Here is a 24,509-nt window from a genome sequence, read left to right as displayed (position 1 = left end):
TGGGTGTCACAGGGTGGCGCACTGGTTGGCGCGGGGGCCCTGGACGGTGTTGGCGATGCCGAGGTTGATCGGCGCGGGGGTGTTGGCGGTGCAGTTGAGCGGGCCGCGGACGGTGCTGCCGGCGATCAGCGGGGTGTCGGTGCCGGTGGTGTTGGCGGAGAGGTCGACCGGGCCGGTGACGGTGACGTCGATGACGGAGACCGCGCCGGTGGTGCCGGTGACCCGCAGCGGGCCGTTGACGGTGCTGTCGGCGAGCATGACGCCGGCGGCGCCGGTGGCGGCGATCGGGCCGTTGACGGTGCTGCCGGTGGCGACGAGTGCGCCGCCGGGCCGGACGGTGATCGGGCCGTTGACGGTGGCGTCGGCGAGGCAGGTGAACCCGCTGACGGTCAGTGGTCCGTTGCGTCGGCCGGTGAGGGTCGGGTAGACGCGTTCGCCGTCGGTGAGGTTCTCCACGCCCTGGCCGTCGAGCAGCAGCGGGATGAGGCCGCGTTCGGGCTGGTTGAGGGGGACGTAGTAGCCGTCGGCGGTCTTGACGACCTTCCAGCCGTGTGCGGCGATGCGGTCGGCGACGGTGGTGCCGACGCCGCCGGGTCCGTCGGTGCGGGCGCCGCGGTACTGCTCCTCGGTGAGCTTGTAGGCGCAGGGCGCGTTGTCGAGGATGAGGTCGGCCGGCGGCGCGTCGATCGGCGGCGGGCTGTCGCCGGGGTGCGGTGCCGGGTGGGCGGGGATGGGGCGGGAGCCGCGGAAGACGAGGCGGCCGGTGTTGGCGGCCTGGAAGGTGATGGCTTCGGCGCGTGCGCCGGTGATGTCGGCGAGCTTGGCGCGGTGGTAGTCGAGGAACTGCTGGAAGGTCCAGAGGGCGGAGAAGGTCTTGCGGCGGCGGTTGTTGGCGCTGTTGCCCTCGTCGGGTCGGGTCTGGCCGCCAGAGCTGCGCAGTTCGAGCAGGCTGTTGACGACGTTCTTCAGGCCGAGGGTGTTGCGCAGGATGGTTTCCTCGCTGAGGCCGACGTTGCCGCCGCCTTCGCAGCCGTAGGGGCAGGCCCACCAGCCGGCTTCGGCGCCCTTGGCGTACATGTGGCCTTCGATCATGTCCTGGGACTCGTCGAAGATGGCCTGGGCGACGTTCTGGTGCCGGGGCGGCAGCATGGGCAGGTCGCCGGCGCGGGAGTTGCCGAACTCGTGACCGTCGTAGCCGGCGATGGGCCGGTATTCGCGGATCATCTTGACGTACGACGCGGTCTCCGGCTGGCGGATGAGCGAGTAGTCGCGGTTGAGGTCCTGGCCGGTGGAGTTGCCGCGGGTGTTGGCGGCGCGGCCGTCACCGTTGATGGTGGGGACGATCAGGACGGTGGTGTGGCTGAGCAGGTCGATGGTGCGGGGGTCGGTGCTGAAGGCGAGTTGCCGGGCCATGATGAGGCAGGCTTCGCGGTCGCCGGGCTCGTTGCCGTGCACGTTGCAGTTGACGGCGAGTGGTGAGGTGGCGGCGACGGCGGCCGGGGTGGCCGGCGGGGTGGGGTAGCCGATGACGAACATGTTGATCGGCCGGTTGAGTACGGTGCGGCCGATCTCGACGACCCGGACGCGGTCGCTGAGCTGGTCGATGGCGGCGGTGTAGGCGTACTCGTCGGTGTCGCTGGTGTACTGCGCGGCGTGGGTGGTCTCCCACTGGGTGCGCAGCTGCTCGCCGGGGGTGGCGGGGTTGCCCCAGGGGGCGGTGGTGGTGCCGACGACGGGCTCGGAGTACGGCTGTTCGGTGGTGCCGGTGCGGGCGCGTACCCGCCAGCTGAAGCGGTCGCCGGGGTTGAAGCCGGCGTCGGCGAAGGTGGGTGACTGCTGGTTGATCTGCCGGTTGGGGCGCCACACGCCGACGATGGTGGGGGTGCCGGTGGCGGTGCCGTTGTCGTCGACGGCGGTGCGTTCGATCTGGTAGTCGGTGGCGCCGTCGACGGGCTGCCAGGCGAGGGTGGCGTACCCGTCGGCCTGGCGGACGGTGAGGTCGCTGACCTGGTTGGGTTCGGCTGCCTGTTGGGCGCTGGCCGGGGTCGCGACGGTGGCGAGGCTCGCGGCGAGCAGTGTGGACAGTGCGATCAGCAGGGACCGCTGGCGTTTCATCTGGCCTCCATGGCGCGGACTGGTGGACCTTGGCGCGGTGGGCACCAGCATGATCGGCATGGATCTGCGACGCAACGATCTTGAGGGAATCTTGCGGCTGGGAACAGTAAGGGGTCCTCTCCCCCGCCGCCGCTGACGGTGTCAGCCGAGGTCGACCAGCAGGGGCCGGTGGTCGGAGATGGTGGACAGCGGTGTGCTGACGGCGGTGACCGGGGGCAGCCGGTGGTGGGCGTGCCGGTCGGCGAGGATGTGGTCGAGCTGCACCCGGGGCTCCCCGGACGGGTAGGTGGGGCGGCGGCCCAGCAGCCGCCAGCCGGAGACCGCCCGGACCACGCCGGCGGGCAGGTTGAGGTCGCCGAGCAGGACGCGCGGCGCCGGCAGGGCCCGCAGCGCGCGGACGACCTGGCGCAGTTGACGCAGGTTCCACCCGGGTACGAAGGACAGGTGGGTGGCGGCGGCGGTGAGCGGCCCGTGGGGGGTGTCCAGGACGGCGGCGAGCACGACCCGTGGTTCGTCGTGGAGCAGGACGAGCCCGCGGCCGGGGCCGGGGACGTAGACCGGGGAGCGCACCGGCGCGGGCTTGAGCCGGGTGACCTGCCAGGTGCGTACGGGGTAGCGGCTGATCAGCCCGATGCCGTAGCAGGGTTCGCCGTGGCCGTCGTCGTCGTGGTTGAGCGGGCGGAATCCTTCGCCGGGGGTGCCGACGACGGCGGCGGCGAAGCGGTGGTGCGGGGCGTCGAGGGCGCGGGCGGCGATGGCGGTGAGGTCGAGGTGGCCGCTGCGGCTCTGGTCCCGGTCGACCTCCTGCAGGGCGAGCACGTCGGCGTCGAGCGCGGTGACGGCCGCGGTGAGCCGGTCGGGGTCGACGAGCCCGTCGGTGAGCGAGCGACCGTGCAGCAGGTTGAAGGTGGCCAGGCGCACTCCTGCACCCTACGTCCCCGTGGCACTCTTGCCGGGTGGTCAAGGTGCTGCTCTGTTCCGTGCTGGTGTTCGTGATGGTGGGCGCCGTGGGCGTGTGGCTGCGGCGTCGCCGGGGCCGGTGAGCGCGCCGCCGGGGTTCGCCGGGTGACCGGCGCCCGACCCGGGGTGAGCCTGGTCGGCCGGTGGCCCGCTCCCCGTCGCGTCTCGTTAGCCGGGCAGCAGCTTTCCCGGGTGTCGTTAAGCTGCGCTGCATGCTGGATGTGCGGCGGATGCAGGTGCTGCGGGCGGTGGTGGTCAGCGGGTCGGTCAGCGCGGCCGCGCGGGAGCTGGGCTACACCCCGTCGGCGGTGAGCCAGCAGCTGGCCGTCCTGGAGCGCGAGGCCGGGGCGCAGCTGCTGGAGCGCTCCGGGCGGGGGGTACGCCCGACCGAGGCCGGGCGGCTGCTGTCCGGGTACGCGGCGGTGATCGGCGAGCAGTTGGCCGAGGCGCAGGCGGGGCTCGACGACCTGCGGGCGGGTCGGGCCGGTCGGGTGGCGCTGCGCTACTTCGCCACGGTCGGCGCGAGCCTGGTCGCCCCGGCGGTGGCGACGCTGCGCCGCGAGCTGCCCGGCGTCCGGGTCGAGTTGCGGCTGGCCGAGGCGGAGGACCCGTTGCCGCAGGTGCGCGACGGGCTCGCCGACGTGGCCCTGGTGGTACGCGCGGCGGACGCGCCGCCGGTGGACGGGATCCGTTTCGTGCACCTGTGCGACGACGCCTACCGGGCGGTGCTGCCGGCCGGGCACCGGCTCGCCGATCGGCGGGTGCTGAAGCTGGCCGAGCTGGCCGACGAAGCGTGGGTGGGCAGCGAGGGGCCGGGCCCGTGCCGCGACGTGGTGCTGGCCGCGTGCGCCGCGGCCGGCTTCGCCCCGAGGGTGGTGGTGCAGAGCGAGGACTACCCGACCGCGCAGGGGTTCGTGGCCGCCGGGCTGGGTGTCAGCCTGCTGCCGGAGACCGGGCTGGGTGGGGTGCACCCGGCGGTGCGGGTGCGGCCGGTGCGCGATCCGCGGCCGGTCCGGGTGATCTGGGCGGCGTTGCGCGAGTCCGCCCCCGCCACCCCGGCCGTGCACACCCTGCTGAGCGCGCTGCGCGCCGTCGCCGGTCCCCACGCCGGGTGAGGCTGGCCACAGGCGGCGGCGTGTGTGGTGGGCGGGTGGGAAGAATTGCCGGCCGTGGACCCCGTATCGCTGACCACCCTGCTCGCCGCCGCCGCGATGGCCGGCTGGGTGGACGCCGTGGTGGGCGGCGGGGGTCTGCTGCTGCTGCCGGCGCTGCTGGTGGGGGCGCCGGGTCTGCCGGTGGCCACCGCGCTGGGCACGAACAAGCTCGCCGCGATCGCCGGCACCGCCACGGCGGCGGCGACGTACGCGCGGCGCACCAAGGTCGACTGGAGGGTGGTCGGGCCGGCCGCGGGGCTCGCGGTGCTCAGCGCCGGGTTGGGCGCCGCGCTGGCCGGCTCGGTCCCGGCCTCGGCGTACCGGCCGGTGGTGCTGGTGGTGCTGCTGTCGGTGGCGGTGTTCGTGCTGCTGCGCCCCCGGCTGGGGGTGGTGGCCGCGCCGCAGCGGCGCACCCCGACCCGGGTGGTCGTCGCGATCGCGGTCGCCGGCGTGGGCATCGCCCTCTACGACGGGCTGATCGGCCCGGGCACCGGCACGTTCCTGGTGTTGGCGTTCACCGCGCTGATCGGCGCGGACTTCGTGCACGGCTCGGCGATGGCGAAGGTGGTGAACGCCGGCACGAACCTCGGCGCGCTGGTGGTGTTCGCGGCGACCGGGCACGTGTGGTGGCTGCTCGGCGCGGGGATGGCGGTGTGCAACATCGCCGGGGCGGTGCTCGGGGCGCGGATGGCGCTGCGCCGAGGCGCCGGGTTCGTGCGGATCGTGCTGCTGGTGGTGGTGCTGGCGCTGGTCGGCAAGCTCGGCTACGACCAGTGGCTGGCGGGCTGACATGCCGGTGCGGGCCGAGCACGACCGGGAGGTGCTGGCCGGGCTGCTGGGCCGCGATCCGGTGCTGCACGCCTACCAGCTCGGCGACCTGGACGACTTCTTCTGGCCGTACACCTCGTGGTTCCGCCGTGGCGATCAGGTGGCGTTGCTCTATCACGGCGCGGACCCGCCGACGCTGCTGGCGTTCGCCGCGCCGCCGGACGTCGCCGAGCTGGCCGCGCTCCTCGGCGAGCTGGGCCCGCTGCTGCCGGCCCGGCTGTACGCGCACCTCTCCCCCGGACTGGACGCGGCGCTGTCCCCGTGGTTTCACACGGGCGGCGCCGCGCACCACAAGATGGCGCTGACCGACCCGGCGCGGCTGGCCCTGGTCGCGCCCGCCGGGGAGCCACTGGGGGCGGCGGACCTGCCGCGGCTGCAGACGCTCTACGCCGAGGCGTACCCGGGCAACTGGTTCGATCCGCGGATGCTGGACACCGGCCAGTACCTGGGCGTGCGCGACGGTGACGCGCTGGTCGCGGTGGCGGGCGTGCACGTCTGGTCACCGACGTACCGGGTCGCGGCGCTGGGCAACGTCACCACCCACCCGGCGGTGCGGGGGCGTGGCGTGGCGAGCGCGGTGGTGGCCGCGCTGTGCCGGCGGCTGCTCGGCACCGTCGAGCACGTCAGCCTGAACGTGCGGGCGGACAACACCGCCGCGGTGCGGCTCTACGAGCGTCTCGGTTTCACCACCGTCGCCGACTACGGCGAGTACTCGCTGACCGCTCGGCGGTAGGGCGCGGGTCAGCGGCGGCTCGGTGAGTCGAAGCGTCCGGCCCGGATCTCCCGCAGCGCCCGCCGGCGGGTCTCGCCGCGCAGGGTGTCCACGTAGAGCCGCCCGGCGAGGTGGTCGGTCTCGTGCTGCAGGGCGCGGGCCAGGAAGCCGCTGCCGGAGATGGTCAACGGCTCGCCGTGCTGGTCGAAGCCGCGCGCGGTGGCGTGCAGGGCCCGCTGGGTCGGGAAGTACAGCCCGGGAATGGACAGGCAGCCCTCGTCGTCGTCCTGCAACTCGTCGGAGAGCTCCAGGGTCGGGTTGATGAGGTGACCGCGGTGCCCGTCGGCGTCGTAGACGAACACCTGGGCGTCGACCCCGATCTGCGGGGCGGCCACGCCGGCCCGGCCGGGCGCGCCGAGCAGGGTGTCCATGAGGTCGCTGACCAGGGCCTGCAGCTCGGCGTCGAAGCTGGTCACCGGCGCACACGAGGTGCGCAGCACCGGGTCGCCGATGATCCGGATGGGGCGCATCGTCATGTCGGAAAGGTTAACCGCCGGCGGACGGGGCGGCTGCGCCCGGGCGGTCGCCGACCAGCGTCTCGATGCCGTCGAGGATGCGGGCCAGGCCGAACTCGAACGCGCGGGCCGGGTCGCTGGCCGCCTGGTACTCCTCACCGGCCGCGGCGCCGACCCGGGCGGCGAGCGGGAATCGGCGCGGGTCCATCGCCTTCTCCAGGTACGGGGCGTGCGCCCCCCACCACTGCTCCTCGGTCATCCCGGTGCGTTCGGCGGCCTGCGCGGCCTCGACCGCGCCGCGTACCGCGCCGTGCACGAACCCGCCGATGAGGGTGACCACGGCGTCCATCTCCAGGTCGGTCAGGCCGATGCCGTCGACGGCGCGTAGCTCCCGCTCGTAGCGGGCGATCAGGTTGGGCCCCAGCGGGGGGCGGGTGGTGGCCACCTGCAGCAGCCAGGGGTGGCGCAGGTAGAGCGCCCAGCTCTGCCGGGCGACGTCCTCCAGTCGGGCCCGCCAGCCGGTGGGCGGCGCGTCGGGCGAGACGGTCTCGCCGTAGACGGTGTCGAGCATCAGGTCGAGCAGTTCGCCCTTGCCCGGCACGTGCGTGTAGAGCGACATGGTGCCGACGCCGAGGCGCTCGGCGACCCGGCGCATGGAGAGCGCGGCGAGGCCTTCGGCGTCGGCGAGTTCGATGGCGGCCCGCACGATCCGGTCGACGGTGAGGTCGGTGCGACCTCGGCGGCTGGCCGGTTCCCGGGTGCGCCAGAGCAGGGCGAGGCTGCGCGCGGGGTCGCCGGTGCCGCTGTACTCCGTGGTCACTCCCCGGACTCTACCGACGCGCTTACCGTACGGTGTACGGTACGTCGTACGGCGCACGGCGCACGTCGGGAGGAGCACGGGATGCGAAGCGGAACACCAACCATCGAGGCCGAGGGGCTGCGCAAGCGCTACGGCGGCACCACCGCATTGGCCGGGCTGGACCTCACGGTGCCGGCCGGCGCCGTGTGCGGGCTGCTCGGTCCGAACGGCGCCGGCAAGACCACCGCGGTGCGGATCCTCAGCACGCTGTTGCGCCCGGACGGCGGCCGGGCCCGGGTCGCCGGGCACGACGTGGCGCGCCACCCCGACCGGGTGCGCGCCGCGATCGGACTCGTCGGGCAGCACGCCGCGGTCGACGAGGTGCTCACCGGCCGGCAGAACCTGGTGCTCTTCGGTCGGTTGCACCACCTGACCCGGCGCGCCGCCCGGACCCGCGCCGACGAACTGCTCGACCGCTTCGCCCTGACCGAGGCCGGGGCCCGGCCGGTCGCCGGCTACTCCGGTGGGATGCGCCGTCGCCTCGACCTGGCCGCCAGCCTGATCCTCGCCCCGCCGGTGCTCTTTCTCGACGAGCCCACCACCGGGCTCGACCCGCGCGGGCGCAGCGAGATGTGGGACGCCGTCCGCGCCCTGGCCGCCGACGGCACCACCGTCCTGCTGACCACCCAGTACCTGGAGGAGGCCGACCAGCTCGCCGACACCGTCGCGGTGGTCGACGCCGGCCGGGTCGTCGCCGCCGGCACCCCCGAACAGCTCAAGGACGCCCTCGGCGGCGACCGGCTCGACGTGCTGCTGCCGCGCGCCGAGGACCTGCCGCGCGCCGCCGCGGTGATCGCCGCGAGCACCGCCGCGACCTGCGACGTCGACGCCGGCGCCCTGCGGGTCAGCGTGCCGGTCGGCGACCGGGTCACCGCCCTGAGCGCGGTGCTGCGCGGCCTGGACGAGGCGGGGCTGCGCGCCGCCGACGTGGCGGTACGCCGTCCCACCCTCGACGAGGTGTTCCTGCGCCTCACCGGCGAGCGCGAGCAGGTGCCGGCATGAGCAGCCTCTCCCTCGCCCCGCGCCGGCTGCGCTGGGCCGTGGCCGACACCCTCGTGCTGACCGGCCGGGCGATGACGCACTGGGCCCGGCAACCCGGGGAGCTGATCATCGGGCTGCTCTTCCCGGTGCTGCTGGTGCTGATGTTCGGCTACCTCTTCGGCGGCGCGATCGCGGTGCCCGGCGGCGGAGACTACCCGGCGTTCCTGCTGCCCGGCATGTTCGCCATGACCATGGCCTTCGGCCTCGAGACCAGCTACACCGCAGTGGCCACCGACACCGCCCGGGGCGTCACCGACCGGTTCCGGTCCCTGCCGATGGCCCGCAGCGCGGTGGTCACCGGCCGCGCGGCCGCGGACCTGCTGCACTCCGCCGCCGGCCTGGCCGTCATGCTGGCCTGCGGCCGGCTGGTCGGCTGGCAGTGGCACAACGGGCTGGGCGACGCCATGGCGGCGGTGGGGCTGCTCCTGCTGCTGCGGTTCGCGTTGATCTGGGTCGGCATCCACCTGGCGCTGGTGCTGCGCCGACCGGAGTCGGTGATGGTGCTGCAGATCCTCGTCTGGCCGGTCGGGTTCACCTCGAACGCGTTCGTCGCCCCGCAGACCATGCCGGGCTGGCTCGCCGCGATCGCCGAGTTCAACCCGCTGTCGGCGACCGTGGCCGCCTGCCGGGAGCTGTTCGGCAACCCCGGCTGGGGTGGGGAGTCGTTCGCCGCGCAGCACGCGCTCGCCCTCGCGGTGGCGTGGCCGGTGCTGCTCATCGCCGTGTTCCTGCCCCTGTCGGTGCGCCGCTACCGGCAGCTGAGCCGTTGACTCCGGTGGCTGCGTGGCCGGCGAGGGCGGCGCGCACCGGGACGGTCTTCGCCGCGGCCTCGGCCACCTCCGCCCACGGCTCGCTGCCCCAGGTGATGCCGCCGCCGGCCCAGACGTGCAGCCGCTCGGCGTCGGCGGCGGCGGTGCGGATGGTCAGGCCCAGGTCGATGCGCCCGGGGGCCACCCAGCCGAGCCCGCCCATGCTGGCCCCGCGGCCCACCGGCTCCAAGGCGGCGACCTGCTCCAGCGCGGCGCGCTTCGGCGCGCCGGTCACCGACCCGCCGGGGCAGACCGCGCGCAGCAGGTCGGCCAGGCCCAGGCCGTCGCCGACCCGCGCCGACACGGTCGACTCGGCCTGCCACAGGTCGCACCAGCGGCGCACCGCGAAGAGCTCGTCGACCCGGACCGAGCCGGTGCGGGCGACCCGGGCCAGGTCGTTGCGCTCCAGGTCGACGATCATCACGTGCTCGGCGCGTTCCTTCGCACTGGCCAGCAGCTCCCGCCGGCCGATGGCGGTGGCCGGCCGGGTGCCCTTGATCGGGCGGGTGACCAGCCGCCCGTCGGTCAGCTCGATCAGCGTCTCCGGTGAGGCGCAGCCGATGGCCCACCCGGCGCCGGTCAGGGTGCCGCCGTAGCGGGCGCCGGGCAGCGCGCCGAGGCGGGCCAGCGCCGGCAGCGGGTCGCCGGCGTACCGGGCGGCGGCGTGCCCGACGACGCTGACCTGGTAGACGTCGCCGCGGCCGATGGCCTCGCGTACCGCCCGCACCGCGGCGGCGTGCTCGGCGGGGCGCCAACTCTCCGCCCAGTCGCCGAGCCACCAGCGCCCGGCGGCCGGGCGGGCGGGTGGGGCCGGCTGGTCCGCGTGGCCGTACACGACCACGGCGACCTCCGGCAGGGCGGGCGCCGGGTTGGCCGCGCCGGGCGGCGCGCCGGCCAGCAGCGCGCCGGCGGCCGCGGAGACGTAGAGGGCGGCGCCGCACGGCCCGGCCGGGTCGTGGCCAGGGGCCGGGCGGCCCAGGTCGTCCAGGGGCAGCCCGTGCGCGGCGAGGAACTCCTGCGCGGTGGCGGCGGGGTCGCCGCCGTCGGCCGGACGCCACTCCCAGCGGGCCCGTTCGACCAGGGTGCCGCGGCACCCGGCCGGCGCCCCCGGCACATCGATCACCGCAATTGGAAGGGTATCCACGCCGTCCGGCCCATTCTCCCTCGTCCGTTCAGTGGATTCGCGCCACCCACGCGTACACCTGCTCGATGTTGGCCACTTTCGCTTGGTACTGTGCGTCACTGGTCATGTGAACCATGACACAGTGCCCCCACAGTCCGGAGAACCCGATGTGCCAGCACCAACCGACCTGCCCCTCCGCCGACGCGACTGACCGGGAAGCCGCCCGGGTCATCGCCTGCTTCCGTGAACAGGGCTGGAGCCTGCTCTGCAACGGTGTCATCGTCTTCGAGGACACCGGCGAGCTGCTCCCCGACGGCAGCTGCATCGCCCCGCACCGTGGCCCCGCCCGCCACGCCCTCGTGGCCTGACACGAACACGCTGCGTAACACCTGCCAGCGTCGACCAGGCTAGTTCCCCGGTACGGGACAACCACGCCCAGGTCGACCCCGCCGGGGCGGCGCATGACCGCCCCGGCGCGCGCCGTCAGCTCTCGAACGCCTCCGGCGACGGGCACGAGCAGACCAGGTTCCGGTCGCCGTACGCCCCGTCGATCCGCCGCACCGGCGGCCAGTACTTCCCCGCCCGGTCCACCCCGGCCGGGTACGCGCCCACCGACCGCGGGTACGCGTGCGGCCACTCGTCGCCACTGACCATCGCCGCGGTGTGCGGCGCGTTCGCGAGGGGATTGTCCCCCGCCGGCCAGTCGCCGGCGCCCACCTTGTCGATCTCCGCCCGGATCGCGATCATCGCGTCGCAGAACCGGTCCAGCTCGGCCAGGTCCTCGCTCTCGGTCGGCTCCACCATCAGCGTCCCGGCCACCGGGAACGACATCGTCGGCGCGTGGAAGCCGTAGTCGATCAGCCGCTTGGCCACGTCGTCGACGCTCACCCCGGTCGCCTTGGTCAGCGGCCGCAGGTCCAGGATGCACTCGTGCGCCACCAGGCCCTTGTTGCCGGCGTACAGCACCGGGAAGTGATCCCGCAGCCGCGCCGCCACGTAGTTCGCCGCCAGCACCGCCACCCCGGTCGCCCGGGTCAGCCCCGACGCGCCCATCATCCGCAGGTACGCCCACGGGATCGGCAGGATCCCCGCCGAGCCGTACCGGGCCGCGGAGATCGCCGGCCGGCCCTCCACCTGCCCACCCAGCGGGTCGCCGGGCAGGAACGGCGCCAGGTGCCCGCGCACCGCCACCGGCCCGACGCCCGGCCCGCCGCCACCGTGCGGAATGCAGAACGTCTTGTGCAGGTTCAGGTGCGACACGTCCGCGCCGAACTGGCCCGGCTTGGCGAACCCGACCAGCGCGTTGAGGTTCGCCCCGTCGACGTACACCTGCCCGCCGGCGTCGTGCACCTTCGCGCACAGCGACGCGATGCCCGTCTCGTACACCCCGTGGGTGGACGGGTAGGTCACCATGATCGCGGCGAGCGCGTCCCGGTGCTTGTCGATCTTCGCGTCGAGGTCGACGAGGTCGACGTTGCCCTCGTCGTCGCAGGCCACCACGACCACCCGCATGCCGGCCATCACCGCGCTGGCCGCGTTGGTGCCGTGCGCCGACGACGGGATCAGGCACACGTCGCGGTGCTGCTCACCGCGGTCGCGGTGGTAGGCGCGGATGGCCAGCAGGCCAGCCAGCTCACCCTGGGAGCCGGCGTTGGGCTGCACGCTGACCGCGTCGTAGCCGGTCAGCTCGGCCAGCCACCCCTCCAGCTGGCCGATCATCTCCCGGTAGCCGGCGGTCTGCTCCGCCGGCGCGAACGGGTGCACGTGCGCGAACTCGGCCCAGCTCACCGGCTCCATCTCGGTGGTCGCGTTGAGCTTCATGGTGCACGAGCCGAGCGGGATCATGCCCCGGTCCAGGGCGTAGTCGAAGTCCGACAGCCGGCGCAGGTAGCGCAGCATCGCCGTCTCCGAGTGGTGGCTGCGGAACACCGGGTGGGTGAGGAAGTCCGACGAGCGGCGCAGCTCGGCCGGCAGCGCGGCGTCGACGTCCCCGGCGACCCCGGCCACGCCGAACGCGGCCCACACCGCCGCCAGGTGCGCGGCGGTGGTCGTCTCGTCGCAGGAGACCCCGACCCGGTCGGCGTCGATCAGCCGCAGGTTCACCCCGCGCCCGGCGGCCGCCGCGACGACCTCGCCGGCGCGCCCCGGCACCGTCGCGGCGACGGTGTCGAAGAACGCGACGTCCGCGACCTCCACCCCGCCGGCGCGCAGGCCGGCCGCGAGCCGGGCCGCCATCTCGTGGGTACGCCGGGCGATGGCGCGCAGCCCGTCCGGGCCGTGGTACACGGCGTACATGCCGGCCATCACCGCGAGCAGCACCTGCGCGGTGCAGATGTTGCTGGTCGCCTTCTCCCGACGGATGTGCTGCTCACGGGTCTGCAACGCCAGCCGGTAGGCGGGGTTGCCGTCGGCGTCCTTCGACACCCCGACCAGGCGCCCGGGCAGCATCCGCTCCAGCCCGGAGCGCACCGCCAGGTAGCCGGCGTGCGGGCCACCGAAGCCCATCGGCACACCGAAGCGCTGGGTGGTGCCGGCGGCGATGTCGGCGCCGACCTCCCCGGGCGCGCGCAGCAGGGTCAACGCGAGCAGGTCCGCGGCGACGGTGACCAGCGCCCCGACCGCGTGCGCCGCCTCGATGAGCCCGGCGTGCTCGCGTACCGCCCCGGACGCCCCCGGGTACTGCAGGTGCAGGCCGAAGAACTCCGCCGGCAACTCGTCACGCTCGACGTCGAGCACCCGCACCTCGATGCCGAGCGGCTCGGCCCGGCTGGCGATCACCGCGATGGTCTGCGGCAGCGCGTCGGCGTCGACCACGTACACCGGGCTCTTGCTCTTCGACGCGCGGCGGGCCAGGGTCATCGCCTCGGCCGCGGCGGTGCCCTCGTCGAGCATCGAGGCGTTCGCGGTGGCCAGCCCGGTCAGGTCCGTGACCATAGTCTGGAAGTTCAACAGCGCCTCGAGGCGGCCCTGGCTGATCTCCGGCTGGTACGGGGTGTAGGCGGTGTACCAGGCCGGGTCCTCCAGCACGTTGCGGCGGATCACCGCCGGGGTGTGCGTGCCGTGGTAGCCCAGGCCGATCATGGAGACGGCGACCGTGTTACGGGCGGCCAGCGCGCGCAGCTCGGCGAGCGCCTCGGCCTCGCTGGCCGGCTCCGGCAGATCCAGCGTGCCGTGCCAGCGGATCACCTCGGGGATCGCCGCGTCCATCAACTCGTCGATCGAGTCGTAGCCGACGGCCTGCAGCATCCGGCGCTCACCGTCGGGGTCGGGACCGATGTGACGGGTGGCGAACTGCTCTGTGGTCATGGGCGGCGCTCCCGAGGGCGAGGTCGACAGGTCGGCCTCCCCCTCTGTCGCGCCGCGCAGCGCTCCACAGTGCCTGACCCACGAGGTCCTTTTGCCTGAGAGGTTCCGGGGAGGATTTGCCCCTTCGGCGCCGCCCCGGGTGCTGTTGGGCGGTCTCTCCCACGTGGGTGTTACCGGCAATGCCAACGCTACCAGCGCGCATGTTTCCGGCCGATGTCGTACCCCCAAGTGTGATCATCGGGGCCCGCGTACGCCCCCACCGTGGCCCGCCGGGGGGCGGTCAGCCGGCTACCGGCGCGGTGGCGTCGAGCCCGGCGGGCACCGCACCGGGCCGCCCCGCACCGGCGGCGCGCTCGGCGAGCCCGGTCAGCAGCCGGCCCAGCGGCGCGTCGACGGTCAGCGCCGCGTACCCGTCACCGCGGGTCGGCCCCTGGTTGACGATCACCACCGGGATGCCGAGCTTCGCCGCGCGCAGCACGAACCGGCGGCCCGACATCACCGTCAACGACGAGCCCAGCACCAGCAGCAGCCGGGCCCGCTCGACCAGCTCGAAGCAGCGCGCCACCCGCGCGGCGGGCACCGTCTCGCCGAAGAACACCACGTCCGGTTTGAGCGTGCCGGTGCCGCAGAACGTGCAGTCGACGACGTGGAACCGGGCCTCCGCCGCCTCGTCGAGGTCCACGTCACCATCCGGGTTGACGGCCGCGACCCGGGCGTCGAACCCGGGGTTCGCCTCCCGCAGCCGCCGGTCCAGCTCCTCGCGTGAGGTCTGGTTGCCGCAGTCGAGACAGACCACCTCGTCGAGGCGGCCGTGCAGCTCCACCACGCCTGGGCTGCCCGCGGCGGTGTGCAGCCCGTCGACGTTCTGGGTGATCACCGCGTCGACCAGGCCGTGCTGCTGCAGCCGGGCCACCGCCCGGTGCCCGTCGTTGGGCAGCGCCCCGGCCATCAGCCGCCACCCCAGGTGGCTGCGCGCCCAGTAGCGGCGCCGCGCCAAGGGATCACGGGTGAACACCTGGTAGGTCATCGGGGTGTGCCGGCGGGCCACCCCGCTCGGCCCCCGGTAGTCCGGGATGCCCGATTCGGTGGAGAGCCCCGCCCCGCTCAGCACCACGACACCACCGCCGGCCATCCGCTCGGCCAGCGCGTCGATCGTCTCCGTCACGGCGTCCATGCTGCCTCAGCCCGCGCCCCCGCGCCCACCGGCGGGCTAGGTTGGCGGGTATGCGCGTCGTCATCGCCGGAGGCCACGGCAAGATCGCCCTACTGTTGGAGCGGCAACTCGCCGGGCGCGGGGACACCGCCGTCGGCCTGATCCGCAACCCCGAACACGCCGCGGCGCTGACCGCGGCGGGCGCCGAACCGGTCGTCTGCGACCTGGAGCACACCGACGTCGCCGAGGTCGCCGGGCACCTCGCCGACGCCGACGCGGTGGTCTTCGCCGCCGGCGCCGGCCCGGGCAGCGGCGCCGCCCGCAAGGACACCGTCGACCGGGCCGCCGCCGGCCTGCTCGCCGACGCCGCGCAGCGCGCCGGCGTCCGCCGCTACCTGCTGGTCTCCTCGATGGGCGTGGAACGCGACCCGGCGCCCGGCACCGACGAGGTGTTCGCCGCCTACCTGCGGGCGAAGAAGGCCGCCGAGGACGACGTGACCGCCCGCGACCTGGACTGGACGGTGCTACGCCCCGGGCGCCTCACCGACGAGCAGCCGACCGGACGGATCACCCTGGCCCGGCACGCGCCGCGCGGCGCCGTCACCCGCGCCGACGTCGCCCAGGTGCTGCTCGCGCTGCTCGACCGGCCCGACAGCGCCGGGCGGATCCTGGAACTCGTCGGCGGGAACACCCCACTGGGCGAGGCGCTCGCCACCGCCTGACCACCCTCCGGGCCGCCACCTGCGGCTCCGGTCGGCCCGCGCGGAACCGCAGGCCGACCGGAGACCGTTCAGCGCTGCTGGTGCCGGGGCAACGCCGCCGGCTGCGGCCCACCGGCGACGAACGGCGCCCCCGGGGTCTCCTTCGCGATCCGGTCCATCGTCCGGGCCAGATGCTCACTGCCGTCGTCGAGATGCCGCGCCGCGGCCTGCATGTGCGAGATCATCATCTCGCCGAAGATCCGCAGCGCCTCCCGGGTGGCGACCGTGTCGTCGAAGCTCGGCCCGGCCGCGCTGCGGTACTCCGTCACCGCCCGCTCGGCCTCCTGCTTCGCCTCCTCCGCCGCCGCCCGCATGTAGCTCTCGTACTGGACCCGGGCGTACTCGGCGACCCGCCGGGCGTAGTCGTGCGCCTGCGCGATGATCTGCTCGGCCTCCCGCTGCGCCGCCGAGAGCAGATTCACCTCCTTCGCCGCCGGCACATTCGACGCCTCACCCTTGCTTGGGATCACCCCGTGCCGGTGCAGCTCCACCCGGTCGTTGAGCCGCTCGTTCTCCGCCCGCAGGTGCGCGATCTGCGCCGCCAACACGTCCAGCTCGTCGGCCACCTGCAACCGGAACCGGTCCACCTCGGCGTTGTCGTAACCGCGCCGGGTGAACGGCGCGGCCCCGAACTCCCACCGACGCGCCCGGTCGGCCGTCATCCGCACCTGCACGCCGCCGGAGACCTGCATCCCGTCGTACCTGCTGATCGGGGTCGCGCTCACCGGACCCGCCTTCCGTTCGCGGCTGCGGGGCTCGCAAGCTCACTCCTCGCGCTCACCGAGCCCCCCTCTCCGAGTTGTCAGTGGTGGTGGACGACGGCTCCACGGCCGTCCGCCACGCCGGGCCGTACCAGTGCTTGCCGAGCCCTTCGTGATGCAGCTGACCGGCGTGGTAGCCGGCCCGGGTCAACGCCTGCACCGAGTGGGTGACCATCTCGTCGGATCCGCACACGTACACGTGCCGGGTCCGCCAGTCACCGTCGGCCAACGCCCGGTCCACGGCCTGCATCAACTCCCCCGGCCGCTGCGGGTCCGCACCCACCACGTACGTCACCGTCAACCACGGGAACGACGACGCCAACTTGTCGATCGCGTCGGTGTCGTAGAACTCGCTGCGTGAACGGGCCCCCACGTACAGGTCGACCCGGCGGCGGGAACCCTCCGCCGCGACCTGCTCCACCAACGCCTTCACCGGCGCCCAACCGGTCCCGCCGGCCAGCAGCAACAGGTCGCTGGACCCGGCCGACCAGAGGGTCAACCGATCCCCCACCGGCGCGGCCAGGTGGATCTGGTCACCCACCGACGTCCCGTACACCAGCCGGGAGGAGACCGCGCCACCCGGCGCGGCCCGCACGTGCAGCTCCAACGTGCCGTCCGCCCGCGGCGCGTTCGCCGGCGAGTAGTACCGCCACGACCGCACCGACGGATGCGACACCCCGATCGACTGCCCCGGGGTGAACGGCAGCAGGTACTGCGGACGCAACGTCAGCACCGCCACGTCGAAGCCCCGCCGCTCATGGGCCACGATCTCCGCCACCCACCACGGCGGGTTCACCGACTCCGCCGCCTGCGCGGACTCGGTCATCACCTGCGCGACCAGCCCGTACGCGGCCGTCCAGTCCTGCGCCAGCTCGTCGGTCCACTGCTCAGCGAGGAAATGCCGCAACGTGGCGATGAGCGCCTCGCCCACCGCCGGATAGTGCTCGGCGCGCACCGCGAACTTGCGGTGGTCCGCGCCGAGGTCCTGCAGGAACCCGACCAGCCGGTCCAGCTGGTCGACGTTGGTGACGATGTGCCCCAGCGCGGTGACCAACCGGTCCCGCTGACCGGCCATGTTCGTCGGGAACATCTGCCGGGTCTCGGGATGGGCCAGGAACAGGGTCGAATAGAAGTAGAGCGGCACCTGGTCGCCGTGCGCGGCGACCGCGGACCAGCTCTGCTTGAGTCGGGCGACGTCCACGCTCAGACGCCCGAGGAGTTCCCGCTGGCCACCACCTGGCCCTGCACCTCGCCGAGGACCGTCTGCACGTCCGCCAGCACGTCCTGCGGGACGCCGAGCTCGGTCAGCGTCGCGATCAGGTGCTCGCCCACCTTGGCGTAGTGCGCGACCGGAATGTTCAACGGCTGGTGCGCCTCGGCCAGCCCGCGGCCGGTGTACTCGTTCGGGCCGCCGAGCACCACGGTCAGCATCAACGCCAGGTGCCGGCGCTGACCCACCATCTCCACGTCGGCGAAGTAGCCGGCGAGGTCCGGGTCGGCGAGCACCTTGTCATAGAACAGCTCGACGGCCGCCTTCACCGAGCTGGCACCACCAATGCGCTCGTAGTGCGAGACGGGGGTGGCTTCTTCCGTAACCGTCACGGTCGTTCCTTCCAGGGTGGAGGGTGGTCGCGCGGGGTCGGCGCGGAGGGGCATCGGCCCGTCGGCACGCGATGACGCGGTCCCGCTGACATCGGCACCAAATGGGCCGTGTCGGACCATAGCGTGCCGACGGCCGCCGGTCACGGCCCCCCTATCAGATTCCCGACAGCGCCCACGCACACACCGTCACCACCGCTGCCACGCAGCGAAACGGCCCGCGTACCGGTGGTGATCCTCAGTGGACGGTGAACGGCGGCTTCCTCCACCCTGGACGGTGAGGCCGCGCGGACCATCGCGCAACCTGCGGAAACCGCCGCTGACCACCGATGATGTAACCCGCACCGGCCACCGGCAGGTCGCCCAGCGACCCGGATCGGGACACCCTGGCGCAGCCCGCACCAACCCGGATCAGGCGAACAGCACCAATCGGCGCCCGGAACACAGCGTCACCACGCCATCGCCCGAAAAGAGGTTCCCCGCCACGCCGGGGAAAGACGCCGGACTCAGCCGGCCCGCCGCCGCGCCCGCCGCGCGGCCAACTCGTCGCCCACCGGATCCGCAGCGGGGACCGCCGGCTCCCCGGAACCCGCCCCCGCCGCCGGCTCCGCCGGCAGATGCGACAACGAACCCTGGATCTCCTTGAACGCCCCACCGATCGCGATGCCGAACACGCCCTGGCCACCCTGCAACAGGTCGACCACCTCCTCCGGGGAACGGCACTCGTACACCGTCGTCCCATCCGAGATCAGCGTGATGCCCGCCAGGTCCTCGACCCCGCGCGAGCGCAACGCCTCGATCGCCTTGCGGATGTTCTGCAACGACACCCCGGCGTCCAGCAACCGCTTCACGACCTTCAACACCACCAGGTCGCGGAACGAGTACAACCGCTGCGTGCCCGAGCCCGACGCGTCGCGCACACTCGGCACCACCAACGACGTACGCGCCCAGTAGTCCAACTGGCGGTAACTGATGCCCACCGCCTGACACGCGGTCACACCCCGGTAGCCCACCGAACCGTCACTGTCCGTCGCCGATCCCGGCGGCGCCATACCCGGCTCGTCCAGTTCCGTACCCGGATCGGAATTCCGCGGCTCGTGCATCCGGACAACCTCCCCGCCAGTGTGGTGACGCGCCGTTTCCGGGACGCGCACCCCTCGACACGGCAACCCTATAGCGACCTTCAAGGGTTACCACGGAGGAACGACCGCGACACGCCGCGCAGCCACGCGAAAGATCACCACACACGCGAGACGTCACCGACCGTGACGCCCGGGAAAGACGACCAGCTGCCCGTGACCCCACGGACCCGCCGCTCAGCCCGCGAAATCCTCCGGACGCACCTGCTCCAGGAACTCGCGGAACTTCTCCACCTCGTCCTCCTGCTCGTCCGGGATGACGATCCCCGCCTCGCTGAGGACCTGCTCGGCACAACGAATGGGAGCCCCCACCCGCAACGCCAACGCGATGGAATCGCTGGGCCGCGCCGACACCCGCACCCCGTCACCGATCAACAGGTCCGCGTAGAACACGTTCTCCTTGAGCTCGGTGATCTCCACCGCCCGCAACGGCGCCTCCAGCGCCGCCAACACGTCGCGCAGAAGATCATGCGTCAACGGTCGGGCCGGCTTGACCCCCTGCTGCTCGTAAGCGATCGCCGTCGCCTCCACCGCACCGATCCAGATCGGCAGATAGCGGTCCCCCTCGACCTCCCTGAGCAGGACGATCGGCTGGTTACTGGGCAGCTCCACCCGAACCCCGACCACGCTCAGCTCGCGCACCGCCGCCTCCGTGTCGTTGTCACCTACGCCGCACCGCGCCCTTCCCTGCACGGTACACGGACCGCGACACGGCCGTCCCATGCGCTACCCGCACCACGCCCGCGCCAGAAAGGGGTTACCCCGGCAAGCCTACGACACGCTTCCCGGAGCAGATCTTTCCGCTCGACCACCACCGCAGCGCACCGGCACACACCTCACCGGCCCAGCGTCGAACGCAACCCCACCCGCACCAACGCCGCATGCAACTGCTGCGACAACGCCACCAACTCCCGCGCGGTCTCCGCCGCCCTGGCCCGCGCCGCCGGATCACTCTGCCGAGCCAACGGCGCCACCAACTGAGCGAACAGACCGACCTCCCGATCCGCCGCCGAGCGGTAACCGCGCAGATGCCGCGGCTCCAACCCGTACGCCGCCAGACCCGCCACCGCCGAAGCGATGATCAACGCGTCCCCGTCGTACCAGCCCGGCGGATCCGACACCACCACGCCGAGGCGCTCCAACTCGCCCAGCGTCGACTCGTCGATTCCGCTGCGCGCCACCAGATCCGACCGGCCGAGCCGCACCTCCGGCGACTCGACCGGCTCCTCCCGGCCCGGCACCTCGCCAGACGGGCCCACCGCGACCAACATCGGCCGCGACCGCTCCGGCGCGTCCCCGGACGCGTCCCACTCGGCCAGCTGCTCCCGGATCACCCGCAACGGCAGGTACTGGTCGCGCTGCGCGGTCAGCACGAACCGCAACCGCGCCACATCGTCCCAGCTGTACTTCCGGTAACCCGCCGCCGTCCGCTGCGGCTCGACCAGCCCCTCGGCCTCGAGGAACCGCAACTTCGAGATCGTGACGTCCGGGAAGTCCACCCGCAACTGCCCCAGCACCTCACCGATGCTCATCAGCGGCTGGGACCGGGCCGCCCCCGGTGGCGTGGAGGCCGCAGGCTCGTTCACCCCCGGCCGGCCTCCTCCTCCGGGCGCGGACCGGCGATGAACACCACCCGGAACTTGCCGATCTGCACCTCGTCACCATTGCTCAACGTGGCCGCCTCGACCCGCTCCCGGTTCACGTACGTGCCGTTGAGGCTCCCCACGTCGCGCACGGTGAACGTGCCACCGTCACGGTGGAACTCCGCGTGCCGCCGGGATACCGTCACGTCGTCCAGGAAGATGTCACTGTCCGGGTGCCGGCCACTGGTCGTCACATCGTGGTCGAGCAGGAACCGGGCGCCCGCGTTCGGGCCGCGACGAACCACCAGCAGCGCCATTCCCGGCGGCAACGAGCCGGACATCCGGCTCGGCACCACATCGGTGTCCGGCCCCTCCAGCACTTCGTCGAGCGAACCGAGATTGAGCGTCGAAGTGACGTCGAGCGGGGGGAACTCGTCGTCTGGCCGCGTCATGGGACCACCTCACGGATCTGTTCGGTCGGCGTCGGGTGATGGCGGGTCTGGCCGCCGGGCAGTCGCACACCCGGCGGCTGGCTCCCCGTGCCAGGGAAGGCAATTCCGCAACGCTCAACTATTTGGGTTCTCGGTCGACTGGGCGAGCCTAGCCAGCGCCGAAATGCAGGGCAACCGGACGCGCGGACTCGACGGGCGCACCGGATCAAGCAGACTCAGCTCTCAGTGAGCTCGCGGTACGCGCCCGCGGTCAACAACCCGTCCACCGCCGTCGGATCAGCCGGAGTGATCTCCACCAACCAACCCGCACCGTACGGGTCCGTGTTGATCGCCTCAGGCGCGTCACCGAGCGCGTCGTTGCGCGCGGCCACCGTGCCGGCCACCGGCGCGTAAATCTCCGACACGCTCTTCGTCGACTCGATCTCACCCAGCGACTCACCGACCGCCACCACGGCACCCGGCTCCGGCAACTGGACGTACACGATGTCACCCAGCGCGTCCTGCGCGAAGTGCGTGATGCCGACCCGGACCGTGCCCGTGCCGTCACCCGCCACCCACTCGTGCTCGGCGGTGTACCGCAGATCCTCAGGAATCACCAGACGCGTCCTTCATCCATCGGTGCGCCGAGCCACCCGGCCCGGCGCGGCCGCGCCGGTCAGGAGACCGGACGGGCGTGTTCCAGCTTGATCGGTGCATGAAGCGCCGAAACCTCGACAGCCTCATGCTCCTCAGGGGTCACCGTACCGCCGTCACCCTGGACCGACGCCACCACCCCACCAGGAATGGTCAACGCCGTGCGCATCGTCGCCGGATCACCGATCACCGTGATCGTGTACGGCCCGGTCAACCGCCGCCCGTCCACCACCAACGACCCGTTCTCCCCGTCCAGGAAGTACGTCGACGCGATGATCCGCACCGTCGCCCGATCACCACCGGAGATCTGCATCGCCTCCGCGCCCGCGCCCCGCAGCTCCTGCACCGCGTCCAGCACCCGGGTCGCCGAGACCGGCTTCGCGCCCGCCTTGAACTCGACCGTCAACCCCGGCCCCGTCGCCGGCAGCGTGCCGGCCAGGATGCCCAGCTCGTCCGCCCGCCGCGTCGCCTCGTCCAACGCCGCCTGCCGCCCCTGCTCACCGGAGCGCAACTGCCGCTGGCTCTCCTCCAACGCCGCGATGTCCTGCCGCAGCCGGTTCTCCCGGGCGTCCAGGTCCGACAGGATCCGGACCAGGTCCTCCTGCCGCGTCGCGCCCAACGTCGGATCCGCCGACGTCGTCTTCAACTGCACCACCAGGGTGAACCCCAGCAGCGCCAGCAACACGGCGATCATCACCCCCGCCGCCGAGAACCGGGACCGCGCCGCCGACACCGTCGACGAGTCGTCGCCCGTCACCCCGGCCGCGCTCTCTCCCGACACGGCCCGGGACAGATCCACCGTCGCGTCCTCGACTGGCTGCCCGCCCTCGCCGGGTCGCTCCACCGGCTCCGGCTCGTCCACCGGCGCGTCCGGCACCAACGGGCTCAACTCGTCCGGATCCGGCGCGTCCGGCCGCGGATCCGGCTCACCCGCCGGGCCCGCCGGCCGCGCCGGACCCGCCGGCTGCGGCCATCCCGTGCCGGTCTCGGTCTGCTCGTCGCTCATCGCCACAAACCTACGCCCGGAACAGGTGCCGACGGATCGCCGCCACGTTTCCGAAAATCCGCACCCCCAGCACGACCACGACACCCGTGGAGAGCTGCCCGCCCACGCCCAACTGGTCCCCCAGGTAAACGATCAACGCCGCCACCAGCACGTTCGAGATGAACGACACCACGAACTGCTTGTCGTCGAAGATGCGGTCGAGCTTCGCGCGCACCCCACCGAAGACCGCGTCCAGCGCGGCCACCACCGCGATCGGCAGGTAGGGCTGCAACGCCGCGGGCACGGTGGGATCGAGCCAAACCCCGAGAACCACACCGGCGACCAGCGCCAGCACCGCGATCATCGACCACCTCCGGAGGGGCTGGGAGACGTCCCCGAGCCGGACGACCCGGGACTTGCGGACCGGTCACCCGACGCAGAGGGGCTCGGGCTGGCCGGTGGCTCCGCGTAGCGTAGCTGCGGCTCGGGAGCCGCCGGCAAGGTGAGGTCGTCGGCGTCCCGCACGCCGAACGACAGGCCGGTCTTCTCGGCCACCTCCCGCATCAACGCGGCGTTGCGGCTCTGCTCGAAGCGGCGCTTCATCGACCCCGGCCCGATCGCGGACACCTCGTACGGCCCGGTCACCGGCCGGAAGTCGACCAGGATCGCCTCCCCCGCCGAGCGGATGGTCGACGTCGCCGTCAGCCGCTGCCCGTTGATCGCGATCGCCTCCGCGCCGGCGCCCCACAGGGCGTTGGCGACCCCCTGCAGGTCGCTGTAGAGCACCCGGGGCGGACCGGCGCCCGCACCGGTCACCGCGTCGGCGTTGCCCGGGGCGTCGGCCAACCGGACCACCACCCCGTCGCCGCGCACCCGACCCACCCCGGTGCCCGCCTCCAGGTCCCGTAGCCGCGCCGCGGCCGAGCCGCTCAGCGCCGCGTCCCGCTCCCGGCTGACCTCCTCGCGCAGCTGATCGGCGCGCGCGGAGAGCTGGTCGGTGGCGCTCTCCCGCTCCTTGATCTGGGCCACCAGCCCGGAGCGGGCCTGACTGCGCCCCGGCTCGTCCTCCAACGTCTGCCGGTACGCCACCGCCAGCAGAAAGCCGAGCAGCAACAGCACGACGACCGTGACGGTACGGGCCGAACGGGTCCGCCAGGCCGGCGGCGGGTTCTCCCGACGGCGGGCCGCCGCGTCGGCGTACCCCGGGTCGAGCGGGTTGCGGAACAGCTCGGTGAGGAAGTCAGGGGTGAACACCCGCGCGGGGCGCTCGCGCTCGTCCCGGCCGGCGCCCGTGCCGGCGTCCCGGTCGCCGCTCATGCCGGCGCTCCCCGGCCGCGGGCCGCCCGGACCAGCCGGACCGCCTGGATGACGTACATCGCGCCGGCGACCCAGTAGAGCACCAGACCCCACCAGGCCAGCCCCCAGCCGATGGCGCCGGCCACCGTCGCCGCCCCGGACACCGCCGTCGCCAGCAGCAGGGTCGGGAACGCGGCCAGCAGCAGGAAGGTGGCGGTCTTGCCGACGTAGTGCACCGGCGGCGGGCCGTAGCCGTAGCGACGCAGCACCGCCAGCGAACCGAGCAGCAGCAGCTCCCGGGCCAGCAGGGCCGCGGTGAACTGCCACGGCACCACGTCGCGCACGGTGAACGCGATCAGCGTGGCGAGGATGTAGAGCCGGTCGGCGAGCGGATCGAGCAGCTCACCCAGCCGGCTCACCTGGCGCAGCCTGCGGGCGACCCAGCCGTCGACCCAGTCGGTGGTCCCACCGATGGCGAGGACCACGACCGCGGCGACGTCCGCGTGTGGCACCAGGAGGAGATAGAGGAAGAGCGGCACGCCGAGCAGGCGTACGAAGCTGATCAGATTGGGCAGCGTGAGCACCCGGTCCCCGGCCGCCGCACCGTCCGTGCCGCCCGAGGCCTCGGAATGCCCTGCCCCAGCCGGCCGACGCGACACCGAACCTCCTCCACGGCACGCCTCGACGCCCGGCGATCGTCGGGCGCTGCAAAGGACGTGCGCGCT

General features: G+C 73.3%; 26 protein-coding genes and 1 riboswitch. Of the genes, 7 read left to right on the top strand and 19 right to left on the bottom strand.

Annotation, left to right across the window (positions count from 1 at the left end):
* Positions 1-6 precede the first annotated feature (6 nt).
* Both ACIP9D_RS31640 and ACIP9D_RS31635 read right to left on the bottom strand, forming a co-directional pair.
* Positions 7-2,115: a M14 family zinc carboxypeptidase gene (locus ACIP9D_RS31640; RefSeq protein WP_350874462.1), complete on the bottom strand. Its 2,109-nt coding sequence runs from the start codon at positions 2,113-2,115 to the stop codon at positions 7-9.
* A 141-nt stretch (positions 2,116-2,256) separates the two neighbouring features.
* Entirely contained in the window at positions 2,257-3,036 is a 780-nt protein-coding gene (locus ACIP9D_RS31635; protein WP_350874463.1) for an endonuclease/exonuclease/phosphatase family protein, read from the bottom strand.
* A gap of 251 nt (positions 3,037-3,287) precedes the next feature.
* On the opposite strand from ACIP9D_RS31635, the gene ACIP9D_RS31630 reads away from it, so the two are divergent.
* Genes ACIP9D_RS31630 through ACIP9D_RS31620 form a run of 3 tightly spaced genes read left to right on the top strand, consistent with a single transcriptional unit; the run spans position 3,288 to position 5,790 of the window.
* Positions 3,288-4,190 carry a LysR family transcriptional regulator gene (locus tag ACIP9D_RS31630; RefSeq protein ID WP_350874465.1) on the top strand — a complete coding sequence of 301 codons (903 nt, stop codon included), beginning with the start codon at positions 3,288-3,290 and terminating at the stop codon, positions 4,188-4,190.
* Between the two features lie 54 nt (positions 4,191-4,244).
* A complete protein-coding gene (locus tag ACIP9D_RS31625) occupies positions 4,245-5,018 on the top strand; it encodes a TSUP family transporter (RefSeq protein ID WP_350874467.1) in 774 nt (257 codons plus the stop codon).
* Position 5,019: 1 nt separating this feature from the next.
* Positions 5,020-5,790 (top strand): GNAT family N-acetyltransferase, encoded by a 771-nt coding sequence (locus ACIP9D_RS31620; RefSeq protein WP_350874468.1) that lies wholly within the window; start codon positions 5,020-5,022, stop codon positions 5,788-5,790.
* Positions 5,791-5,798: 8 nt separating this feature from the next.
* Here ACIP9D_RS31620 and def read toward each other — a convergent pair whose 3' ends face one another.
* Both def and ACIP9D_RS31610 read right to left on the bottom strand, forming a co-directional pair.
* The gene (gene def / locus ACIP9D_RS31615; RefSeq protein WP_350874470.1) at positions 5,799-6,305 is read right to left on the bottom strand and encodes a peptide deformylase; all 507 of its coding nucleotides are present in this window, start codon (positions 6,303-6,305) and stop codon (positions 5,799-5,801) included.
* Between the two features lie 10 nt (positions 6,306-6,315).
* The gene (locus tag ACIP9D_RS31610; RefSeq protein ID WP_350874471.1) at positions 6,316-7,104 is read right to left on the bottom strand and encodes a TetR/AcrR family transcriptional regulator; all 789 of its coding nucleotides are present in this window, start codon (positions 7,102-7,104) and stop codon (positions 6,316-6,318) included.
* A gap of 81 nt (positions 7,105-7,185) precedes the next feature.
* Here ACIP9D_RS31610 and ACIP9D_RS31605 point away from each other — a divergent pair, with 81 nt between their 5' ends.
* Positions 7,186-8,145, top strand: a complete 960-nt coding sequence (locus tag ACIP9D_RS31605) for an ATP-binding cassette domain-containing protein (protein WP_350874472.1) — start codon at positions 7,186-7,188, stop codon at positions 8,143-8,145.
* Entirely contained in the window at positions 8,142-8,954 is an 813-nt protein-coding gene (locus ACIP9D_RS31600) for an ABC transporter permease (RefSeq protein WP_350874473.1), read from the top strand. Before ACIP9D_RS31605 ends, ACIP9D_RS31600 begins: the two co-directional genes overlap by 4 nt.
* On the opposite strand, the gene ACIP9D_RS31595 is transcribed toward ACIP9D_RS31600, so the two are convergent.
* Positions 8,899-10,122, bottom strand: coding sequence for a chorismate-binding protein (locus ACIP9D_RS31595; RefSeq protein ID WP_400451371.1), 1,224 nt, complete (start codon positions 10,120-10,122; stop codon positions 8,899-8,901). The two genes, ACIP9D_RS31600 and ACIP9D_RS31595, sit on opposite strands and share 56 nt — an antisense overlap.
* A gap of 161 nt (positions 10,123-10,283) precedes the next feature.
* Between ACIP9D_RS31595 and ACIP9D_RS31590 the strand changes: the two genes are divergently transcribed.
* Positions 10,284-10,484 carry a DUF5999 family protein gene (locus ACIP9D_RS31590; protein WP_350874477.1) on the top strand — a complete coding sequence of 67 codons (201 nt, stop codon included), beginning with the start codon at positions 10,284-10,286 and terminating at the stop codon, positions 10,482-10,484.
* Between the two features lie 115 nt (positions 10,485-10,599).
* On the opposite strand, the gene gcvP is transcribed toward ACIP9D_RS31590, so the two are convergent.
* Both gcvP and ACIP9D_RS31580 read right to left on the bottom strand, forming a co-directional pair.
* Positions 10,600-13,422 (bottom strand): aminomethyl-transferring glycine dehydrogenase, encoded by a 2,823-nt coding sequence (gene gcvP, locus ACIP9D_RS31585; protein WP_350874478.1) that lies wholly within the window; start codon positions 13,420-13,422, stop codon positions 10,600-10,602.
* 73 nt (positions 13,423-13,495) lie between these two features.
* Positions 13,496-13,594: riboswitch (glycine riboswitch) on the bottom strand.
* 108 nt (positions 13,595-13,702) lie between these two features.
* Complete coding sequence (locus tag ACIP9D_RS31580; RefSeq protein WP_350874479.1) at positions 13,703-14,596, bottom strand: NAD-dependent protein deacetylase; 894 nt, start codon at positions 14,594-14,596, stop codon at positions 13,703-13,705.
* A gap of 50 nt (positions 14,597-14,646) precedes the next feature.
* Here ACIP9D_RS31580 and ACIP9D_RS31575 point away from each other — a divergent pair, with 50 nt between their 5' ends.
* Entirely contained in the window at positions 14,647-15,297 is a 651-nt protein-coding gene (locus tag ACIP9D_RS31575) for an NAD(P)H-binding protein (RefSeq protein ID WP_350874481.1), read from the top strand.
* A gap of 68 nt (positions 15,298-15,365) precedes the next feature.
* Here the strand turns inward: ACIP9D_RS31575 and ACIP9D_RS31570 are convergent, their stop codons facing one another.
* From ACIP9D_RS31570 to ACIP9D_RS31515, 12 genes are all read right to left on the bottom strand, one after another.
* Positions 15,366-16,061, bottom strand: a complete 696-nt coding sequence (locus ACIP9D_RS31570; RefSeq protein ID WP_350874482.1) for a cell division protein DivIVA — start codon at positions 16,059-16,061, stop codon at positions 15,366-15,368.
* 52 nt (positions 16,062-16,113) lie between these two features.
* Positions 16,114-17,298, bottom strand: coding sequence for a globin domain-containing protein (locus tag ACIP9D_RS31565; protein WP_350874483.1), 1,185 nt, complete (start codon positions 17,296-17,298; stop codon positions 16,114-16,116).
* A gap of 2 nt (positions 17,299-17,300) precedes the next feature.
* On the bottom strand, positions 17,301-17,699 hold the full coding sequence (locus ACIP9D_RS31560) for a group 1 truncated hemoglobin (RefSeq protein ID WP_350874484.1): 399 nt from the start codon (positions 17,697-17,699) through the stop codon (positions 17,301-17,303).
* Positions 17,700-18,202: 503 nt separating this feature from the next.
* Positions 18,203-18,799, bottom strand: a complete 597-nt coding sequence (locus ACIP9D_RS31555) for a MerR family transcriptional regulator (RefSeq protein WP_350874485.1) — start codon at positions 18,797-18,799, stop codon at positions 18,203-18,205.
* A 213-nt stretch (positions 18,800-19,012) separates the two neighbouring features.
* Positions 19,013-19,477 (bottom strand): bifunctional nuclease family protein, encoded by a 465-nt coding sequence (locus ACIP9D_RS31550; protein WP_120331353.1) that lies wholly within the window; start codon positions 19,475-19,477, stop codon positions 19,013-19,015.
* Positions 19,478-19,671: 194 nt separating this feature from the next.
* Positions 19,672-20,367, bottom strand: coding sequence for a MerR family transcriptional regulator (locus tag ACIP9D_RS31545; protein ID WP_350874518.1), 696 nt, complete (start codon positions 20,365-20,367; stop codon positions 19,672-19,674).
* 50 nt (positions 20,368-20,417) lie between these two features.
* On the bottom strand, positions 20,418-20,870 hold the full coding sequence (locus tag ACIP9D_RS31540) for an FHA domain-containing protein (protein ID WP_007071101.1): 453 nt from the start codon (positions 20,868-20,870) through the stop codon (positions 20,418-20,420).
* Between the two features lie 215 nt (positions 20,871-21,085).
* The gene (gene gcvH / locus ACIP9D_RS31535; protein WP_350874486.1) at positions 21,086-21,466 is read right to left on the bottom strand and encodes a glycine cleavage system protein GcvH; all 381 of its coding nucleotides are present in this window, start codon (positions 21,464-21,466) and stop codon (positions 21,086-21,088) included.
* 59 nt (positions 21,467-21,525) lie between these two features.
* Entirely contained in the window at positions 21,526-22,509 is a 984-nt protein-coding gene (locus ACIP9D_RS31530; protein ID WP_350874487.1) for a DUF881 domain-containing protein, read from the bottom strand.
* Between the two features lie 10 nt (positions 22,510-22,519).
* A complete protein-coding gene (locus tag ACIP9D_RS31525; protein ID WP_350874488.1) occupies positions 22,520-22,852 on the bottom strand; it encodes a small basic family protein in 333 nt (110 codons plus the stop codon).
* On the bottom strand, positions 22,849-23,805 hold the full coding sequence (locus ACIP9D_RS31520; RefSeq protein WP_350874489.1) for a DUF881 domain-containing protein: 957 nt from the start codon (positions 23,803-23,805) through the stop codon (positions 22,849-22,851). Before ACIP9D_RS31520 ends, ACIP9D_RS31525 begins: the two co-directional genes overlap by 4 nt.
* Positions 23,802-24,443, bottom strand: coding sequence for a CDP-alcohol phosphatidyltransferase family protein (locus tag ACIP9D_RS31515; protein WP_350874490.1), 642 nt, complete (start codon positions 24,441-24,443; stop codon positions 23,802-23,804). The genes ACIP9D_RS31520 and ACIP9D_RS31515 overlap by 4 nt, the downstream gene beginning before the upstream one ends.
* Positions 24,444-24,509: the final 66 nt, after the last annotated feature.

The sequence above is a fragment of the Micromonospora sp. NPDC093243 genome, assembly GCF_044753725.1.
GTDB lineage: Bacteria > Actinomycetota > Actinomycetes > Mycobacteriales > Micromonosporaceae > Micromonospora.
This window is presented reverse-complemented; position numbering and strand designations above follow the sequence as displayed.

What these genes read in the sequence shown, in the direction of transcription:
- ACIP9D_RS31640 (WP_350874462.1), bottom strand. Translation starts at nt 2,115, where the DNA reads ATGAAACGCCAGCGGTCCCTGCTGATCGCACTGTCCACACTGCTCGCC.
- ACIP9D_RS31630 (WP_350874465.1), top strand. Translation starts at nt 3,288, where the DNA reads ATGCTGGATGTGCGGCGGATGCAGGTGCTGCGGGCGGTGGTGGTCAGC.
- ACIP9D_RS31620 (WP_350874468.1), top strand. Translation starts at nt 5,020, where the DNA reads ATGCCGGTGCGGGCCGAGCACGACCGGGAGGTGCTGGCCGGGCTGCTG.
- def (WP_350874470.1), bottom strand. Translation starts at nt 6,305, where the DNA reads ATGACGATGCGCCCCATCCGGATCATCGGCGACCCGGTGCTGCGCACC.
- ACIP9D_RS31605 (WP_350874472.1), top strand. Translation starts at nt 7,186, where the DNA reads ATGCGAAGCGGAACACCAACCATCGAGGCCGAGGGGCTGCGCAAGCGC.
- ACIP9D_RS31600 (WP_350874473.1), top strand. Translation starts at nt 8,142, where the DNA reads ATGAGCAGCCTCTCCCTCGCCCCGCGCCGGCTGCGCTGGGCCGTGGCC.
- ACIP9D_RS31590 (WP_350874477.1), top strand. Translation starts at nt 10,284, where the DNA reads ATGTGCCAGCACCAACCGACCTGCCCCTCCGCCGACGCGACTGACCGG.
- gcvP (WP_350874478.1), bottom strand. Translation starts at nt 13,422, where the DNA reads ATGACCACAGAGCAGTTCGCCACCCGTCACATCGGTCCCGACCCCGAC.
- ACIP9D_RS31580 (WP_350874479.1), bottom strand. Translation starts at nt 14,596, where the DNA reads ATGGACGCCGTGACGGAGACGATCGACGCGCTGGCCGAGCGGATGGCC.
- ACIP9D_RS31575 (WP_350874481.1), top strand. Translation starts at nt 14,647, where the DNA reads ATGCGCGTCGTCATCGCCGGAGGCCACGGCAAGATCGCCCTACTGTTG.
- ACIP9D_RS31555 (WP_350874485.1), bottom strand. Translation starts at nt 18,799, where the DNA reads ATGCACGAGCCGCGGAATTCCGATCCGGGTACGGAACTGGACGAGCCG.
- ACIP9D_RS31545 (WP_350874518.1), bottom strand. Translation starts at nt 20,367, where the DNA reads ATGAGCATCGGTGAGGTGCTGGGGCAGTTGCGGGTGGACTTCCCGGAC.
- ACIP9D_RS31540 (WP_007071101.1), bottom strand. Translation starts at nt 20,870, where the DNA reads ATGACGCGGCCAGACGACGAGTTCCCCCCGCTCGACGTCACTTCGACG.
- ACIP9D_RS31530 (WP_350874487.1), bottom strand. Translation starts at nt 22,509, where the DNA reads ATGAGCGACGAGCAGACCGAGACCGGCACGGGATGGCCGCAGCCGGCG.
- ACIP9D_RS31525 (WP_350874488.1), bottom strand. Translation starts at nt 22,852, where the DNA reads ATGATCGCGGTGCTGGCGCTGGTCGCCGGTGTGGTTCTCGGGGTTTGG.
- ACIP9D_RS31520 (WP_350874489.1), bottom strand. Translation starts at nt 23,805, where the DNA reads ATGAGCGGCGACCGGGACGCCGGCACGGGCGCCGGCCGGGACGAGCGC.